The following is a 17,032-nucleotide window of genomic DNA, read 5'->3' on the forward strand; positions in this document are numbered from 1 at the left end:
CCGGTGACGTACGTCGAAGGCGACCTCTGACCCGCCGAGAAGTCACCTTCGCTGGCCGAGAGGTCACCTTCGCAGGCCGAGAGGTCACTTGTGCAGGCCGAGTTGGCACACAAGTGACTTCTCGGCCTGCAGAAGTGACCTCTCGACTAGTGGTCAGGGGAGCAGGAGGGCGGAGTCGCCGAACTCGTGCCACAGGTAGCCCCCGGCGACGGCGGCGTCGTAGGCCGCCTGGGTGAGCTCGGGTCCGGCGACGGCCTCGACGAGCAGCAGGTGGCTCGCCTGGGGATCGTGCCAGCCGGTGATGAGCCCGTTGACCACGTACGGCGGGTTGGCGGGTGTCACGACCCGGTCCGTCCACCCGCTCGCCGCGCGAACGACACCCGTCGCCGGAATGACCGCAGACTCGAGAGCCCGGGTGACGGTGGTGCCGGCCGCGACGACGCGGCCCCCGGCGTACCTGGTCTGCTCCACCAGCCTCGCCGTGGTCTCGGAGACCTCGAACCACTCCGCGCCCGGGGCCTCGCCGGCCTCCTGGGAGGAGACGCCGGTGTGCAGGGTGATCGGCGCGATCTGAATGCCGCGGGAGACGAGGTCGGTGACCAGCGAGTGAGTGAACGGACGCGCCGCCGACGGCATCTCGGCGCTTCCTGGCCGATGCCCGAAGACCGTCTGGTAGGCGGAGAGCGGGTAGCGCTGGTCGAGATAGCCGTACGCGATCGGCCGGCCGGTCCGCGCGAGCTCGACAGCCACGTCGCCGGTGACCTCGGCGCGCCAGAGCCGGTTGCCCTCGCCGGTGGGGGAGGAGCCACGACCCTCGGGGTACGGCTGGAGGAGCGTGATCCGTAGGCCGCCGGCGACGACCACGTCGCCCTCTGCGGCGTCGAGCACTGCGCGTGCGGCGTCCGGTGCGGAGCGGAGCTCGACCGCCCAGCCGGTGCCGAGCCGCTGGGCGAGGTGGAGGACGACCGGGCCCCGGCCGAGGAGGTCGGCGTCGAGCTGGCGCGCCTCGGTGGCGGAGTCGTTGACGACCACCAGGTCGCCCGGGGAGAGGTGGTCGGCCAGGTCGTGGAACCGGGCATGGCGTACGCCGCCGCGGGCTGCCACAAGGAGCCGAACCTCGTCGCGTCCGCGGCCGCGCCACTCAGCGGGAGCGGGTGCGGTCGTGTCGTCGGGGGCAGGGAAGGTGGTGGTGGGGTGTTCGGCGAGCATCGTCATCGGGTTGCTCCATTCGAGAGGCTCGAGGCATCGGCTTCCAGCGAGAAGTCGGCGGCCTGATAGCGCCCGGAGGCCGGACCGGCGGCGAGCAGCCCGAGCAGGTGCGGAACGACCGATTCCGGTAGCGGCCGGTCGGAGATGTCCTCACCTGGGAAGGCGGCCTGGTGCATAGCGGTGCGCATGTCGCCGGGGTCGACGGCGTACGCGCTGATGCCGTTCTCCTCACCGAGCGTGAGGATCAGATGGTCGAGCGCGGCCTTGCTCGCTGCGTACGTTCCCCAGGTCGGGTAGTGCTCGACCGCCGCGTCGCTGGAGATCCCGACGAGGGTGCCGCGGGAGGCGATCAGGTAGGGGAGGAGTCGCTGGGTCAGCGTGAGCGGGCCGATCAGGTTGGTCTCGAGCACGGTCGAGAGATGGTTGGCGGTGGCCTCGGCCAGGGGAAGCATCGGGCCGAGGTCGCTGGCGTTGTGCACGAGCAGGTCGAGACGTCCGTGCCTGGCGACGGCTGCCGCGATCGCGTCCTGATGATCCCGATCGCGTACGTCGCCGGCCAGGCTCGTGACCCGGGGGCTGTTCGGCAGGGCTGCGTGCAGTCGGTCGGCGTCACGCGCATCCGTGACGACGCTCCAACCGCGGTCGACGAGCTCCTCGGTGAGGGCGAGCCCCAGTCCGGCGGACCCGCCCGTGATGACGGCTACTTCGTTGTGTGATCTGTTCATGCCGTCTAGGATTCAACCTAAAGTGAACTTGAGATCAAGGGTTCGCGCGAGAAAGTTTTCGACGAGGGATTTCGAGGAGACCGACATGAACACCCACGACCTGCTCACGATGGGGGAGGTGACCCGGCGCAGCGGGTATGCGGCCTCGGCGGTGCGCTACTACGAGACCCAGGGCCTGATCCGGGCCGAGCGATCGACCGGGGGACAGCGTACGTTCGAGCGCAGCGTGCTGCGGCGCCTCGCCTTCATCAGGGCGGCCGCCAACGTCGGGCTGTCCCTGGACGAGATCAAGGCCGAGCTCGACTGCCTGCCGGGGGACCGCACCCCGACGAAGGCCGACTGGGCACGCATGTCCAAGCACTGGCGCCACCGTCTCGAGGAGCAGATCCACGCCCTCGAGCGTCTCCGCGACAACCTCGACTCCTGCATCGGCTGCGGCTGCCTCTCCCTGCAGCGCTGTGGCATCTCCAACCCCAACGACGCCGCTGCCGCCCAGAGCGCCGGCGCCGCGTACCTCCCCAAGGTCCTGCGCCGCGAGCCTCCCCGCCGGCGATCCTGACCCGCCGAGACGTCACTTCTGCAGGCCGAAGCGTCAGTTCTGCAGGTCGAGAAGTCACCGCAGTGCCAACTCGGCCTGCAGAAGTGACTTCTCGGCCTGCGCGGGTGACTTCTCGGCAGAGGCGGGTGGTCAGGGGGCGTTGGTGCTGAGCTGCTCGAGGAGAGCGGTGGCGGCACGGTCGATGGCGTCGCCGTCGTACGGCTCCAGGTCGACGGAGTTGAAGCTCTGGATCAGGCCGCCGTTCTGTACGAAGCCCGTGATCGCGTAGGAGTTGACGCCCTGCTGCTTGACCAGCCGGGCGTCATCGGCGCCGGTGACCTTGGGCTGGCTGACCTCGCCGGACTTCACGTCCATGGTCTTCCACGCTTCCGCGAGGGTGCCTTTGAAGGGGAGGTAGTTGAGCTCGTACGCAGTCCCACCCGACTCCTTGGGGAGCAGCGCGCAGCGGGGTGCCGCCGACGTGCCCCGCTCGACGCGAAGCTCCGCCCCGAGCGCCTTCTCCACGGGCGCGATCTCGAGTCCGTCGCACGGGTTGAACACCGGCTCCGACCCGTGGTCCGAAGCCGGCGCGGACGCTGAGGCAGACGGCTTGGCGGGCTCGTCGGCCCCGCAACCGGCGAGAAGGCCGAGGGCGGCGAGGGCAGGCAGGACGGCGTAGGCGGGAGCGGAGCCCGAGGCGATCCAGTTCTTCATCTCTCCAGCACTTCCAGGGGCGGTTCGGTGGGGCGGGGCGAGGCCGAGCCGGGCAGTCGCAGGGACATCCGGGCTCCGCCGTGCGGTGAACGGGAGGCCGAGACGGACCCGCCGGTGCGTTCGGCGACCTGCCGGACGATAGCGAGCCCGAGCCCGGACCCGGGCATCGAGCGGGCCTCGGTGGATCGGTAGAACCGGTCGAACACATAGGGAAGATCGCCCTCGGCGATGCCCGGTCCCTCGTCGTCGACATTGAGCACGCCATCGTGAAGGGTCACATGCACCGTCCCCGCTTCCGGTGACCACTTGGCGGCATTGTCGAGCAGGTTGGTGACCGCACGCTCGAGCGAGCCGCCCTCGCCCATGACCCACCACGGCGTCATCGTCTCGGTGAAGGTCACTGACGGCGCGCGAAGACGTACGCGGGAGAGCGCCCTGGCGGCCACCTCGGAGAGGTCGACCGTCTCCAGCGTCGGCTCGGCGGGCTCGTCTCGGGCCAGCTCGACCAGGTCGCCGATCAAGTTGGTGAGCTCCTCGATCTGGGCGCGGATGTCCCCGAGCAGCTCGGCGCGCTGCTCGCCCGAGATGGAGGCGTCGGCCTGGGTGAGGAGCTCGACGTTGGTGCGGAGCGAGGTCAGTGGCGTACGCAGCTCGTGCGAGGCATCGGCCACCAGCTGTCGCTGGCGGTCCCGGGAGGCGGAGACCGTGGACAGCATCCGGTTGAACGAGGTGGCCAGGCGCGCGATCTCGTCATCGCCCTCGACCGGGAGCGGGGTCAGGTCCTCGGTGGTCGCGATCCGGTCGACGGAGGCGGTCAGCCGTCGCACCGGACGCAGTCCGCCGGCCGCCACGACCCACCCGGCCAACGCCGCGGCGACGACACCGGCGGCGCCGAAGAACAGCACGACGAAACCGAGTCGCGTGTACATCTCCTGTTGCGGCTCCAGCGACTGCGCCAACATCAACGCGGAGTTGCTGTCGGGGATCGGCACGGTCACCACCCGGAAGACGCCGGTCTTGGTGGAGACCGTCCGAACCGATTGCTTGGCCTCGCGCTTGGCCACTGCCTCCTCCGGAACGCCTGGCCGCGGGAACGTGCCGAGCGTAGGCGACCAGTAGTTGTGCGAGTCGTCGACCTCGGCGACTTGGATGTCGCCGGCGTTGAGTACCCAGGTCGGGAAGGCCGCGCCCGTTCGTGCGTCCTGGATGGACGCGGTGTTGGCCGCGGCGGAGGTGGCCCGTTTGAGCAGCGACTCGTCCATGTTGGCCTGCAGCTGGATGCGTACGACGAAGTAGAGCCCGATCGCGATAACCGCGATCGAGCCGGCGACCGCGAGAGTGGTCAGCAAGGTGACCCGGCCCGCCAGGGAGCCGCGGTAGCGCGAGCCGGTGGCCGTCGTGGTCACGGCGCTGCTCACGTCTCCTTCAGCACATAGCCGATGCCACGCACGGTGTGGAGCAGTCGCGGCTCATCCTCCGCTTCGGTCTTGCGCCGCAGGTAGCCGACGTAGACCTCGAGCGAGTTGGCGGTCGTGGGGAAGTCGTAGCCCCAGACCTCTTCGAGGATGAAGGACCGATCGAGTACGCGGCGGGGCCGGCGCAGGAACATCTCCAGGAGCGTGAACTCGGTGCGGGTGAGCTCGATGGCGCGTTGGCCACGGGTCACCTCGCGGGTGGTGGTGTTCATGGAGAGGTCGGCGAAGGTCAGCGTCTCCTCGTCCTCCTCGCCGACCGGGACCGCGCGGCGCAGCAGCGCACGCAGCCGGGCCAGCAGCTCCTCGAGCGCGAACGGCTTGGTCAGATAGTCGTCGGCCCCGGCGTCCAGCCCGTCGACCCGGTCGCCGACGGCGTCGCGGGCGGTGAGCACGAGGATCGGTACGTCGTTGCCGGCCGCCCGCAGCGCCTTGGTGGCCTCGATGCCGTCGAGCCGGGGCATCATCACGTCCATCACGACGACGTCGGGGTCGTGGTTGGCGATGCCGGCGAGCGCCTCGGCGCCGTCGCCGGCCAGGGCGACCCGGTAGCCGTTGAACTCCAGCGACCGGCGCAGCGACTCACGCACGGCCTTGTCGTCGTCGACGACCAGGACGTGCGGCGTCTCGCTGGGCTTGTCGCCAGGGGTGGCAGGGGTGTTCACGCTCCTACCCTGCCACCCCTCGCTGAGTCACTACTGAGAACGACCCAGGTGTTTCCTAGAGATCTCGCGGGCAGATGCCGCCTGCGCGTCGCCCCCCGCACGCGCCCGGCCGCGTTGTCGTCGGTCGACGGCCAACACCGGGCCGCCTCCCTCCTCCGCCTTGCCGGGCACGCACTGGGACGACGCTCGCAACGGCAGCCTCCACCCGCGAGATCTCTAAGCGTTCTCCTTGCGGAACGTCGAGATGCCCCACCAGACCGCGAGCACGAACAGGACCATGGTCCAGCCGACGCCCCAGCCGATGTCGGCGATCCCGAGGTCACCGAAGAACGATGACCGCACCGCGTCGACGATGTGCTTGGTCGGGATCACGTCTGCCAGCGTCTCGAGCCACTGGGAGCCGAAGCTCATCGGCAAGAAGATGCCCGAGAGCAGCAGGATGGGCATCAGCAGCATGTTGGTCACCGGCGCCATCACGTCCTCGCTCTTGACGAGCAGCGCGAACGCGTTGGACGCGGCGGCGCCCGCGCCACCGATCATCACGGTGATCGCGATCCCGACGAGGATCCCGACAGGCTTGAAGTCCATCCCCATGACGAGGCCGAGGCCCACCAGGATGATCGCCTGCACCAGGATCTGCAGCAGGTCGCGGTAGAGCCGCCCGAAGAGCAGTGCTCCGCGGGACGCCGGGGTGACCCGCTCGGCCTCGATGACGCCCTCGCGCCACTCGCCGATGAGCGAGAAGCCGGCGAACATCGCTCCGAAGATGCCGAGCTGGACGAGCATGCCGGGCACGAACCAGTTGTAGGCGTTGCCGCCGAGCTGCTCGATCAGCGGCTCGAGCAGCGGACCGAAGAGGACCAGGTAGAGGATCGGCTGCATCACGCCGATCAGCACCCAGGCCGGGTTGCGGAGGTTCATCCGCAGCTGCCGGTTGAAGACGACCATCGACTCCCGGAAGAAGCCGGACTTGAGGACGGGCTGCTGGAACTCCGTCATGACAACGACTCCTTCTCCTGCTCAGGGGCGGAATCGCCCTCGGACGCGCCCGCCTCGGCGTCGCGCAGCGTACGTCCTGTCAACGTCAGGAAGACGTCGTCCAGGGTGGGGCGAGCGACCTCGATCGACTCCAGCGAGACGCCGTTGGACTCCAGGTCGCGCAGCAGTCCGGGGACGGCCTTGCCGGCGCGCGGCACCCGGCCGCTGACCAGTCGGTCGTCGACCTCGATGTTCTCGGAGATCGAGCCGAGCTTGTCCCGCGCGATCGCGACCTGCTCGTCGGTGGCCACCTCGAGGGAGACCAGGTCGCCGGCGACGGCGGCCTTGAGGTTCTCCGGGGTGTCGTTGGCGACGATGCTGCCCTGGTCGATGACCACCACCCGGTCGGCGAGGGTGTCGGCCTCGTCGAGGTAGTGGGTGGTCAGGAAGACGGTCGCCCCGTGATCCGTACGCAGCGAGGCGATGTGGTCCCACAGGTTGGCCCGCGCCTGCGGGTCGAGCCCAGTGGTGGGCTCGTCGAGGAAGACCAGCTTGGGGGCATGGATCAGGGCCATCGCGATGTCGAGGCGGCGCTTCTGTCCGCCGGACATGTTGCGCGGCTTGCGGCGCCAGAGCCCCTCGAGCTGAAGCCGCTCGAAGAGCGCCTGCCCGTGGGCGACGGCGTCCTTCTTGGACATCCCGTAGAGCATGCCGTGGTCGACGACCTCGTCGCCGGCATAGGCCCCCGAGAAGGTCGATCCGACCTGGGAGCAGTAGCCGATGCTGCGCCTGACCTCGACCGACTGCTTGGCCACGTCGAACCCGGCCACCGTGGCGGTGCCGGACGTGGGCTGGAGGAGGGTGGTGAGGATGCGAAGGGTGGTGGTCTTGCCGGCGCCGTTCGGGCCCAGGAAGCCGACCACCTCGCCCTCTTCGACGTCGAGGTCGACTCCATCGACCGCGACGACTTCTTTCTTCTGCTTGCCATGGCCGGAGGCGAAGGTGTGCCTCAGGCCGCGTGCGTGGATCATGCGTTGCTCCTTATGAGTGGAGTCCAGACAAGCACGGACCACCGACAGCGGTCACCGGGTTTTCTGGATATTCAAACTTGAATATCGCGAGTGTTCAATTTTGAACCCAGATTTGTCAATCCAATTCTGCCGCCAGGGTCGGCCGGCTCAGCGGCGCAGCATCTCCCGATAGCGCTTCCGGTCGGCGTCCATCTGCCACCCCGGGTCGTCGGCCGCAGGAGTCCAGTCGGGCGCGTCGCCGGCGAAGGCGAGCTTGCCGCTGCGTACGTCATCCAGCACCTCGACCAGCCAGGCGCGCTCGGTGCGCAGCTTGTCGAGCTGCAGGTGCAGCCCGGAGATGGTGTGCGGCGGAGCGGCCAGGGACTTGGCGCCGATCGCGGCGTCGTACTCCTTGTCGGTGCGCTCCAGAGCCTGCAGCCGAACGCTGAGGTGCGAGATCGCGGCCGGCCGATCCAGCAGCGGCATCAGCGAGAACGCGGCGTAGAAGGAGACGCCGTTGTAGATGTCGACCGCCCGCAGCGAGGTGGTGATCAGGCGCTCGAGCTCGGACCGCCCCGTGGCGCTGATCTCGTAGACGGCCACCGGGCGCCCGTTGTCGACCAGATCGTGCCTGGTCAGATGGCCCTTCTCGGTGAGCGACGTCAGCGCGTGGTAGATCGATCCCGGGTTGATGTTGGCCCACCGGTCGACCTGCCACGACATCAGCTCGCGCCGGATCTGATAACCGTTGACCGGCTCGAACAGCGCCACCGCCCCCAGCAGCAGCATTCGCGTCGTGTCTCCGGCCATGCCTCGGATTGTAGAACCGGCACCGGCGTGCCATGGAGCGGGTCGCCGCTGCGTACGCCTCCATCTCGTCGACAGTCTCGGGACCTCTGGCTCTGATGGGGTGAGGTCCCGGGTCACTAGCCTCGACGGGACCGAATGACTCGGAGAGGAACGACGTGACCCTGAACCTGACCTACGGGGACCTGGGAGACGCCTGCGCGGCAGCGCACGCACTGGATCTGATCGGCGACAGGTGGAGCCTGATCGTCGTGCGTGAGCTCATGTTCGGGCCGCGGACGACGGTCGACCTGGAGTCGTCGGTCATCGGCGTCAGCACTCAGGTGCTCGACGAGAGGCTGCAGTTCCTCCAGGACGCGGGCGTCGTCGTCGAGACCGAGCTCGGTTACATCACCAAGACGAAGGCGTACGCCCTGACCGACTGGGGCCGTGAGCTGGAGACGATCCTCGGCGCCCTGGGGCGTTGGGCCCACGGCTCGTCGCGCTTCCCGATCACGACCGCGGGGATGACGCCCAGCGGCGTGATGGTGGCGATGCGCACGATGGTGCCGCCCCGAAGCGCTACCACCCCGGAGCCGATCACCGTCGCGTGGGAGCTGAGCGACTCCCGCCGCCCCGACGCGGACCCGCAGCGGTTCCGGCTCGACTGGAAGGCCAACGTCTTCGACCTCGCCGAAGGAGAGCTCCCCGACGCGGACGTCACCGTGACCGGCGACTCCACCGTCTGGACCGGCGTCGTGTTCATGGGACTCCCCGTGGATGCCGCGGTGGCCCAGGGGGGCTTGAAGGTCGAGGGTGACCAGGCGGCGCTGGACCGAGTGCTCCGCCTCTTCCAGGACACGCTCGCCGCAGCCAGCTGACCTGTATCGGGCCTGTGGCCCGGACGTGCTGCGACGCCGAGGATGACGTGCTTCACTGGACTCGACGGGATCCAGTGACTCGGAGAGGAACCACGTGACCCTGAACCTGTCCTACGGGGATCTGGGAGACGCATGCGCCGCCGCGCACGCACTCGACCTGGTCGGCGACCGGTGGAGCCTGCTCATCGTGCGTGAGCTGATGTTCGGACCGCGCCGGGCTCCCGACCTCAGGTCGTCCCTGGTCGGCATCGAACCCGAGGAGCTCAACGACCGGTTGCAGTTCCTCGAGCACGCGGGGGTCGTGGTCGAGACCGAGCTCGGCTATATCACCAAGACGACGGCGTACGCCCTCACCGACTGGGGCCGGGACCTGGAGAAGATCCTCAGCGCCCTCTCCCTGTGGGCCCTGGAGGGATCGGCCCGCTATCCGGTTCCGTCGACCGGGATGACGCCCAGCGGCGTGATGGTGGCGATGCGTACGATGGTCCCGCCGCAGAGCGTGACCACCCAGAGGCCGATCAGGGCCTCCTGGAAGTTGAGTGACGCCCGCTGCCCCGAGGTGGAGCAGCAGCAGTTCCGGCTGGACTGGAACGAGTACGTCTTCGATCTCGACGTCGGCGACCTCCCCGGTGCCGATGTGAGGGTCACCGGCGACTCGACCGCCTGGGCGGGTGTCGCACTCCTCGGGCACTCCTTGGACGAAGCCGTGGTGCAGGGCGCCCTCGAGTTCGAGGGTGACCGAGCGGCCCTTGACCGCGTACTCCTGGTCTTCTCCGACGCGATGGCCGCTGTGGGTTGAGCTGCGCTAGCGAGGCGAGACCGGATCAGCGCAGAAGGCGATCAGGTCGCCGCGGGCCTTGCCCTGCTCGATCAGGCGGCCCACGTCGAGCGTGACGTGCTTCAGCTCGCCGAGCGGAGAGCGGACGATCGCGCTCTCGCGGCGCCAGGGCGCGATCGTCGGGGGCGCGACGCAGTGATGTTCCTCGAGCATCGCGGCGAGCTCGGGCTGCTCCTTCTTGGCCAGCGACCGGGGCTCGGACGGCTTGGTGATGGCGACAAGGCAGAAGGCCGCGAGCGCGGTGAGGGCGCAGACCTTCATGGCGACGACGGCTAGCGTCAGAGGTCGCGGCGTGTCCGAGTGCACGCATCGTTCAACGACGGATCGGCCGGACGGTAACGGTCCGGTCGGTGGTACGACCAAGGTCCCACCCGCACACGAGGAGCGGAGTCGCTAGTGTCACGTCATGCCTTCGCGTACGTCTTCCTGGTTCTCCTCGCCCGACGAGGCCGTCACGCGCATGGGAGAAGTCGGCTATCTCGCGGACAGCTCGACCGCGTTGACGACCTACCTCGCGGGCGCCCTGGAGAAGCCGGTGCTCGTCGAGGGGCCGGCCGGGGTGGGCAAGACCGAGCTGGCCAAGGCGATCACCCGCGCGACCGGGGCGGACCTGGTCAGACTGCAGTGCTACGAGGGTCTGGACGAGGCCCGGGCGCTGTATGAGTGGAACTACAAGAAGCAGCTGCTCCGGATCCAGGCCGCCACCGACGGCCAGGCGTGGGAGGAGACCCACGACGACATCTTCTCCGAGGAGTTCCTGCTCACCAGGCCCCTGCTGACAGCGATCCGGCGCGATGAGCCGACGGTGCTGCTCATCGACGAGGTCGACAAGACCGACGTCGAGGTCGAAGGGCTGCTGCTCGAGGTGCTCTCCGACTTCCAGGTGACGATCCCCGAGCTCGGCACGATGGCCTCGACCCGTCGCCCGCTCGTCGTGCTCACCTCCAACGCCACGCGCGAGCTCTCCGAGGCGCTCAAGCGACGCTGTCTCTACCTCCATCTCGACTACCCCGACACCGACCGGGAGCGCGAGATCGTGCTCTCCCAGGTGCCCGGGCTCGACGACAAGGTGGCGCGTCAGCTCGTCTCGGTCGTCGGCCGGCTGCGCGAGCTGGAGCTCAAGAAGTCGCCCTCGATCGCCGAGTCGGTCGACTGGGCGCGCACCCTGATCGCGCTGGAGATCACCGACCTTTCCGATCAGGCCGTCGCCTCCACGCTCGGGGTGGTGCTCAAGCACTCCTCCGACGTCGACCGAGCGGTCCGAGAGCTGCGGTTGAAGAGGTGACCCTTCTCGACCGGCACATCGAGTTCCTCGAGGCGCTTCGGGGAGCCGGGTTGCCGGTGTCGCTCTCGGAGGGCCTCGACGCGGTCACCGCCATGGGCCTGATCGGGTGGAACGACCGGCAGCAGGTCAAGGAGGTGTACGCCGCGACGCTGGTCAAGCGCGCCAACCAGCGGGCCACCTTCGACGGGCTCTTCGAGCTCTACTTCCCGCGGATGGTCGGCTCGGGTATGGACGCAGACGCCGAGGCCGCCGGGGTGGCGAAGGACGGGCCCGAGGCATTGGCCGAGTTCACCGACCGGTTGGCCGAGGCGCTGGAGGCCGACGACGTAGAGATGCTCCGCCAGCTCGCCGCGGAGGCGGTGGCGCGCTTCGGCGCGATGCCCGGCCGCGGTCCCGGCCTGAGCTCCTGGTCGTCCTACACCGCGTTGCGCCGGCTCTCCACCGGAGAGCTCACCGACCGGCTGATCGAAGGACTCCAGCAGGGCGGTTGGACCAACGAGGAGGCCGCGAAGGTCAGCAGCCGACGGGTCGACCGCTTCGCAGGCCTCGTCGAGGCCGACGCCCGCCGCCGGATCGCGGAGGAGAAGGGCCCCGAGCAGATCGCCAAGATCGCCGTACGCCCCACCATCGAGAAGCTCGACTTCCTCCATGCGCGGCGGGCCGACCTGGAGGCGCTCCGGCGCGAGATCTATCCCTTGGCAAGGAGGCTGGCCACCCGGCTCACCCAGGAGCATCACGCTCGCCGGCGCGGAGCGGTGGACCTGCGACGTACGCTGCGGTCCTCGATGTCCACCGGCGGCGTCCCGGTCGACCTGAGGTTCCGTCCCAAGCGGCCGCACCGAACCGAGCTCGTGATCCTGTGCGACGTGTCGGGCTCGGTGTCCAACTTCGCGACGTTCACGTTGATGCTGGTCTTCGCGCTGCGCGAGCAGTTCGGCAAGGTGCGAGCGTTCACGTTCGTCGACGAGATCCACGAGGTCACGTCCTACTTCAAGCCCGGCGCCGACCTGGTCGACACCATGACCGAGCTGACCAAGGCCACCGAGCACGCGGCCCGGATGGGGCGCACAAACTACGGCCGGGCCTTCTCCCTCTTCCAGGAGCGGCATGCCGACGCCCTCGGCCCGAAGTCGTCGCTGCTCATCCTCGGCGACGCGCGCTCCAACTACTCCGACCTCGCCGTCGACTCGTTGCGCGCGATGGCCGAGGCGAGCAGGCACTCCCACTGGCTCAACCCCGAGGTCCGTACGCAGTGGGACACCGGAGACTCCGAGGCGACCCGCTACGGGTCGATCGTCGACATGGTCGAGTGCCGCAACCTCACCCAGCTCTCCGAGTTCGTCCACGACCTCGCGTAGTCGCGGGGCGAGGCTGAGCATCTGAATCGCCCCGGGTTTCGTGGAGGCTCGTTTACTTGGCGCGGGTTGCCGCCGGCACGGTATACATCGTGCCCAAGGTGAGTCCCAAAGAGTTCCCAGGGCGCGAGCCGGATCTTCAAGGAGCTCGATGCCAAGATCGCGCAGGTGGCCAGGAACTTCGGTGGTTCGGACTCATGTCTGAAGCGGTGGCCAGCCCAAGACGAGGAAGCCTGCGATGCTGCCGTTGCCTGGGAGAACAGTCGCCCAGGGACGGCGGGTGCTGATGTCGACGTGGGTGAGGCCAAGAAGCGATCCGGCTCTTGGACGTAGGAGGACGAGGTGCTGCGTAAGGCTGCGGCATACTTCGCGCAGGCCAACCTTCCGAGGGAGGGATCCGACGCTAACCGCTACGCGTCGAACATCGAGATGCGGGAGTGCCGTAACCTCCCGGCTCTCCGAATTCGTCCACGACCTCGTGTTGCGGCGGAACGACCACGCTGCGTGCGACAGAACTTCCACCTGAACCGCGGCAGAATGACCACGTGTCCGCGCTGGAGCTCACTGCAACTTGAGATCCAGCCCGTAGACGATCCGGTCGGCGACCCCGACGGAGTCGGTGACGCACACGACCCGGTCGTCGGCCAGGAACCGGCGCCGGTCGGAGAGGACCGGGGTGCCGTCGGGGATCTGCAGGTCGAAGGACTCCTGCGGAGTCGGCATCCGTGACTCGATGTCCATCGCGACCGTGGTGACCTTCACGCCGACCGTGGCCAGCAGATCCTTGATCGGCGGCTGCGGCCAGTCTTCGGTCGGGGTGGCCAGCGGGGTGTCGACGACCAGCGGATAGGGGATGTGGGCCGTGGTGCGGTATTCGGCCGTGTCGCCGCTGATGAAGAACGTGAAGGTGGTGCTGAGCAGCTCGCTGCGCGGGTCGAGGTCGAAGGCCTCGCCGAGCTTCTCGCCGGCCGCGATGACCTCGTAGGAGTGCTCGACCGAGATGCCGTCGTCGGGGCCGCGTGGCGGCTGGTGGTAGGCCGCGTCCGGCTTCGCCGGGTGGCTCGGATCGGTGATCAGCATGCTCATCAGGTCGTAGCGGGTCTTGGTGGCGTCGCGTACGAAGACACCACGGCCCTGCTCGCTGGTGATCAGGCCTTCGTTGCGCAGCACCGCCAGGCCTCGCCGGATCGTGGCGCGGTCGTAGGGGAAGGTGTCCATCAGCTCGGGCTCGGTCGGTAGACGCTCGCCGGGCAGATAGGTGCCGTCGTCGATCTGGGCCCGCAGATAGTCGGCCACGTGGAGGTATTTCGGCAGGCCGCGCGGACGGGGGTTGCTCATAGGAGAACACGTTACTGAGGCGTACAGATCCCGAATAGCCGCATAGCCCCACCCTTTCCGCCTTGACCCGTTGCAATGAGTGGACTTAGGGTCGAAGAAGCCTCGGGGCGTTGGGTACCTGGCCCCCGCTGGAGACCGGCGTCTCGAGGCACTCAACGACGAGAGCCATCGACATTCCTTGGGGGGAATTCGTGTTCGTAGACGCAAGACTCAGCATGGGGTCCAGCGAGAGGCCGCCGGTCCTGGCCAAGGATCCGCTGGTCTACCGGACCGACCGAGGCGCCTTCTGGCACCTTCGCTCGGGCAAGAAGACCAGCGGGTACGTGTCGACCATGTGTGGTCGGCGACTCGGCACGTGGCACGTGCTACCGCCGCGCAGGCTGAGCAAGGTCGCGCCCGACCAGGTCTGCGTGGGGTGTTTGCGCAAGACGCCTATTGGTGAGGTGAAGCGCCCGAGCGGGTCAGGCAACCTCGAGCAGACTCAGGTCGGTGAGCCACTCGACCGGCGCGACATCATCGGTGTAGACCGTCCCACCCCGGATGCCAGGCTCGAGCCGGGCGGCGGAGTCGGTGAGAGCGCCGGCCAGGTCGGCGGGCTGCGACTCGGCGGTGGCGGTCAGGCTGGCGACCGGGTCGGCCTGCGGGTCGACGGTCGCGATCAGGTGGGTGTTGGTGGGGCCGGAGTCCGACCGCCACACCGCCTCACCGAACGAGGTACGCAGGGTTGCCGTGAGGACCTTCTCGAGCGCTGTCGAGCCCTCCGGGTGGGCTGAGTTGACGACCAGCACCCCGCCCGGGTTGAGGTGGTCCTTCGCGAGCGCGAAGAACTCCTTCGTGGTCAGGTAGAACGGGATGTAGGGCTGGTGGTAGGCGTCGACCATGATCGCGTCGTACTTCCGGGTCTGCTTCTGCAGCCACGGGCGGGCATCGGCGGTGTGGAGGTGGAGGTTCGGCTGGTCCTCGAGGTCGAAGAGCTTCTGGCCGACCTCGGTGACGTCCTCGTCGATCTCGACGGCGTCCACCCGGGTCTCGGGGGCGAAGTGGCCGAACTGGCGCGCGGTCGTCCCGGCGGCCGAGCCCAGGATCGCCACCGACTTCGGGGCCTCCGCGCCGGCGTACGACAGCGAGAGCATCTCGTCCCAGTAGGCGCCGGTGAGCCACTCACCCTCGTTGTAGACCGAGTGCACGGCGTGGCCCTCGTTGAGCTCGAGGTAGCGGCTGCCGTCGTCGTACTCCACCACGCGGGCGTACTGGTATTCCGTCTCCTTCTCCCAGATCACCTCGCCGCCGTTGCTGGTCAGCGTCTTGATCGACCCGGTCGGCAGCGCGATCAGGGCGAGGATCACCGCCGGCACGACAGCGGCCGGCAGCCGGCGCTTGACCAGATGCGGAATCGCGCAGACCGCCATGAGGAGAGCGAAGATCAGGAACGTACGCCGCGTCCCGACGACCGGGATGAGCAGCAGCGAGGCCGCGAAGGTGCCGACCAGGGAGCCGATCGTCGAGATCGCATAGAGGCGCCCGGCCGCATGGCCGGCATCCTCGACGGCTTCGACGGTCAGCCGGACGGCGTACGGGCTGACGATGCCGAGCAGGAAGAGCGGGATCGCGAGCAGGACGCCGACCCCGACCAGCGAGCCGGCGAAGGTCGCGATGCTGAGCTGGTCGACCGCCCTGACCGCGAGCGGGAGGAACGGTTCGGCGATGAACGGCACCGCGGCCAGCAGCAGAGCGGCGACGAGCACGATCTTGGCGAGGCCGGAGGGGTGTGGGTTCCGGTCGGCGATCCTGCCGCCGACCGCGTAGCCGATCGCGAGCGCCACCAGCACCGTCGCGATCGTGTTGGCCCACACGATCGTCGAGTCGCCGAACCACGGAGCGAGCAGCCGAGCCGCGGCCATCTCCGATCCCAAGGTGCCGGCACCGACGGTGAAGACGAGAAGCTCAAGTGCGCGCGCACGCAGGTTCATGGAGGTGAACCTATCCGGACGCGCAAACCGGGGTTGAGCTTGCCCCAAGGGCAGAGTTCATTCTTGGCAACCAATCTGCTTTCACCGGTGACCTTCACCGGGGAGGATGGTGACCATGAGCGAGCGTCAGCGAGCGCGCACGAGCGGCCTGGAGGGGCTCGTGAACATCGGCGACTTCGCCCGGGCGACCGGGCTGACGCCGAAGGCGTTGCGGCTCTACGACGACCTGGGACTGCTGGCACCTGCCGAGGTGGACGCCTTCTCGGGCTACCGCCGCTACGCCGCTGACCAGGTCGAACGCGCCCGTCTGGTCGCGACCCTGCGCCTGGTCGGGATGCCGCTGGCCCGGATCCGGGAGGTCGTCGACATGCCCGCTGCTCTTGCGGCGGTCGAGGTCGAGACCTACTGGCGCCAGGTCGAGGCCGACACAGCCACACGTCGCACCATGGTCTCCACCCTCGTCCACGGATTGAGGAGAGAGGCACAACAGATGACTACGTCAACCGAGACCCTGCACGCCGAGTTCGGGGTCAGCCACGAGAAGGGCGGCCGTGCCGCTCAGCAGGACGCCGTCCTGGTCACCCCTGAGCTGATCGCCGTCGCCGACGGTTTCGGCGGCCGCGACGACCTCGGTGGAGCAGCCTTGACGGCGTACGCCGCCGGGGGCCTGGCCAACGCCATCGCCGAGGTCGCCCGCGACGTGACCAAGGGCGGCACCACGCTGACCGCCGTCGACCTGCACGGCTCGACCGCGCGGATCACCCACATCGGCGACGCCAGGCTCTTCCTGGTGCGCGACGGAGAGGTACGCCAGGTCACCCACGACCACACGGTGGTGGCCGCCATGGTCGAGGCGGGGCAGCTGACCGCCGACGAGGCGCGATCGCACGAGCACCGGAACGTGCTCAACCGCGCACTCGTCCCCGGTGTCGTCGCGGACGAGACCTCCGTCGAGCTGTTGCCCGGTGACCGACTGGTGCTCAGCACCGACGGGGTGCACTCCTACCTTGACGGCCTCGCCGACCTGATCATCGCGGAGGCCGGCCCTCAGGAGGTCGCGGACGCGGTCGCCGCCGGTGTCGTCGCGGCCGGGGAGCCGGACAACCACACCATCGTGGTCGCCGACCTGACCTAACCTGACCGACCCAGCCCAAACCGTGCCGACGTACGTCGAGTCGGCTCGTCCTGACCGAGATTCGCGTCGAGCCGGCTCGTCCTGACCGAGATTCGCGTCGAGTCGGCTCGTCCTGACCGAGATTCGCGTCGAG

General features: G+C 68.7%; 17 protein-coding genes. 6 read left to right on the forward strand and 11 right to left on the reverse strand.

Annotation, left to right across the window (positions count from 1 at the left end; translation table 11 throughout):
- Window positions 1-153: 153 nt before the first annotated feature.
- Window positions 154-1,215 carry an S-adenosylmethionine:tRNA ribosyltransferase-isomerase gene (locus ACRDPS_RS06750; RefSeq protein WP_431500857.1) on the reverse strand — a complete coding sequence of 354 codons (1,062 nt, stop codon included), beginning with the start codon at window positions 1,213-1,215 and terminating at the stop codon, window positions 154-156.
- Window positions 1,212-1,934: an SDR family NAD(P)-dependent oxidoreductase gene (locus ACRDPS_RS06755; RefSeq protein WP_431500858.1), complete on the reverse strand. Its 723-nt coding sequence runs from the start codon at window positions 1,932-1,934 to the stop codon at window positions 1,212-1,214. Before ACRDPS_RS06755 ends, ACRDPS_RS06750 begins: the two co-directional genes overlap by 4 nt.
- Window positions 1,935-2,019: 85 nt before the next feature.
- Between ACRDPS_RS06755 and soxR the strand changes: the two genes are divergently transcribed.
- Window positions 2,020-2,493, forward strand: a complete 474-nt coding sequence (gene soxR, locus ACRDPS_RS06760; RefSeq protein WP_431500859.1) for a redox-sensitive transcriptional activator SoxR — start codon at window positions 2,020-2,022, stop codon at window positions 2,491-2,493.
- A gap of 129 nt (window positions 2,494-2,622) precedes the next feature.
- Here the strand turns inward: soxR and ACRDPS_RS06765 are convergent, their stop codons facing one another.
- The 6 genes from ACRDPS_RS06765 to ACRDPS_RS06790 form a co-directional block, all read right to left on the reverse strand.
- Complete coding sequence (locus ACRDPS_RS06765) at window positions 2,623-3,186, reverse strand: hypothetical protein (RefSeq protein ID WP_431500860.1); 564 nt, start codon at window positions 3,184-3,186, stop codon at window positions 2,623-2,625.
- On the reverse strand, window positions 3,183-4,604 hold the full coding sequence (locus ACRDPS_RS06770; RefSeq protein ID WP_431500861.1) for an ATP-binding protein: 1,422 nt from the start codon (window positions 4,602-4,604) through the stop codon (window positions 3,183-3,185). The genes ACRDPS_RS06765 and ACRDPS_RS06770 overlap by 4 nt, the downstream gene beginning before the upstream one ends.
- On the reverse strand, window positions 4,601-5,323 hold the full coding sequence (locus ACRDPS_RS06775) for a response regulator transcription factor (protein WP_431500862.1): 723 nt from the start codon (window positions 5,321-5,323) through the stop codon (window positions 4,601-4,603). The genes ACRDPS_RS06770 and ACRDPS_RS06775 overlap by 4 nt, the downstream gene beginning before the upstream one ends.
- 216 nt (window positions 5,324-5,539) lie before the next feature.
- Window positions 5,540-6,322: an ABC transporter permease gene (locus ACRDPS_RS06780; protein ID WP_431500863.1), complete on the reverse strand. Its 783-nt coding sequence runs from the start codon at window positions 6,320-6,322 to the stop codon at window positions 5,540-5,542.
- Window positions 6,319-7,332, reverse strand: coding sequence for an ATP-binding cassette domain-containing protein (locus tag ACRDPS_RS06785; protein ID WP_431500864.1), 1,014 nt, complete (start codon window positions 7,330-7,332; stop codon window positions 6,319-6,321). Before ACRDPS_RS06785 ends, ACRDPS_RS06780 begins: the two co-directional genes overlap by 4 nt.
- A gap of 147 nt (window positions 7,333-7,479) precedes the next feature.
- Complete coding sequence (locus ACRDPS_RS06790; protein WP_431500865.1) at window positions 7,480-8,121, reverse strand: PadR family transcriptional regulator; 642 nt, start codon at window positions 8,119-8,121, stop codon at window positions 7,480-7,482.
- Window positions 8,122-8,276: 155 nt separating this feature from the next.
- Between ACRDPS_RS06790 and ACRDPS_RS06795 the strand changes: the two genes are divergently transcribed.
- Together ACRDPS_RS06795 and ACRDPS_RS06800 are read left to right on the forward strand one after the other, a co-directional pair.
- Complete coding sequence (locus ACRDPS_RS06795) at window positions 8,277-8,978, forward strand: winged helix-turn-helix transcriptional regulator (protein ID WP_431500866.1); 702 nt, start codon at window positions 8,277-8,279, stop codon at window positions 8,976-8,978.
- A 94-nt stretch (window positions 8,979-9,072) separates the two neighbouring features.
- Entirely contained in the window at window positions 9,073-9,777 is a 705-nt protein-coding gene (locus ACRDPS_RS06800; protein ID WP_431500867.1) for a winged helix-turn-helix transcriptional regulator, read from the forward strand.
- Between the two features lie 6 nt (window positions 9,778-9,783).
- Here ACRDPS_RS06800 and ACRDPS_RS06805 read toward each other — a convergent pair whose 3' ends face one another.
- A complete protein-coding gene (locus ACRDPS_RS06805; protein WP_431500868.1) occupies window positions 9,784-10,077 on the reverse strand; it encodes a hypothetical protein in 294 nt (97 codons plus the stop codon).
- 145 nt (window positions 10,078-10,222) lie between these two features.
- Here ACRDPS_RS06805 and ACRDPS_RS06810 point away from each other — a divergent pair, with 145 nt between their 5' ends.
- Window positions 10,223-11,101, forward strand: coding sequence for an AAA family ATPase (locus ACRDPS_RS06810; RefSeq protein WP_431500869.1), 879 nt, complete (start codon window positions 10,223-10,225; stop codon window positions 11,099-11,101).
- A complete protein-coding gene (locus ACRDPS_RS06815) occupies window positions 11,098-12,459 on the forward strand; it encodes a vWA domain-containing protein (RefSeq protein WP_431500870.1) in 1,362 nt (453 codons plus the stop codon). Before ACRDPS_RS06810 ends, ACRDPS_RS06815 begins: the two co-directional genes overlap by 4 nt.
- A 558-nt stretch (window positions 12,460-13,017) precedes the next feature.
- On the opposite strand, the gene ACRDPS_RS06820 is transcribed toward ACRDPS_RS06815, so the two are convergent.
- Both ACRDPS_RS06820 and ACRDPS_RS06825 read right to left on the reverse strand, forming a co-directional pair.
- Window positions 13,018-13,794: a GntR family transcriptional regulator gene (locus tag ACRDPS_RS06820; RefSeq protein WP_431500871.1), complete on the reverse strand. Its 777-nt coding sequence runs from the start codon at window positions 13,792-13,794 to the stop codon at window positions 13,018-13,020.
- Between the two features lie 461 nt (window positions 13,795-14,255).
- Complete coding sequence (locus ACRDPS_RS06825; RefSeq protein ID WP_431500872.1) at window positions 14,256-15,764, reverse strand: spermidine synthase; 1,509 nt, start codon at window positions 15,762-15,764, stop codon at window positions 14,256-14,258.
- Between the two features lie 115 nt (window positions 15,765-15,879).
- On the opposite strand from ACRDPS_RS06825, the gene ACRDPS_RS06830 reads away from it, so the two are divergent.
- Window positions 15,880-16,899 (forward strand): MerR family transcriptional regulator, encoded by a 1,020-nt coding sequence (locus ACRDPS_RS06830; RefSeq protein ID WP_431500873.1) that lies wholly within the window; start codon window positions 15,880-15,882, stop codon window positions 16,897-16,899.
- The last annotated feature ends 133 nt before the right edge of the window (window positions 16,900-17,032 follow it).

It is taken from the genome of Nocardioides sp., from assembly GCF_050699375.1.
Lineage (GTDB): Bacteria > Actinomycetota > Actinomycetes > Propionibacteriales > Nocardioidaceae > Nocardioides.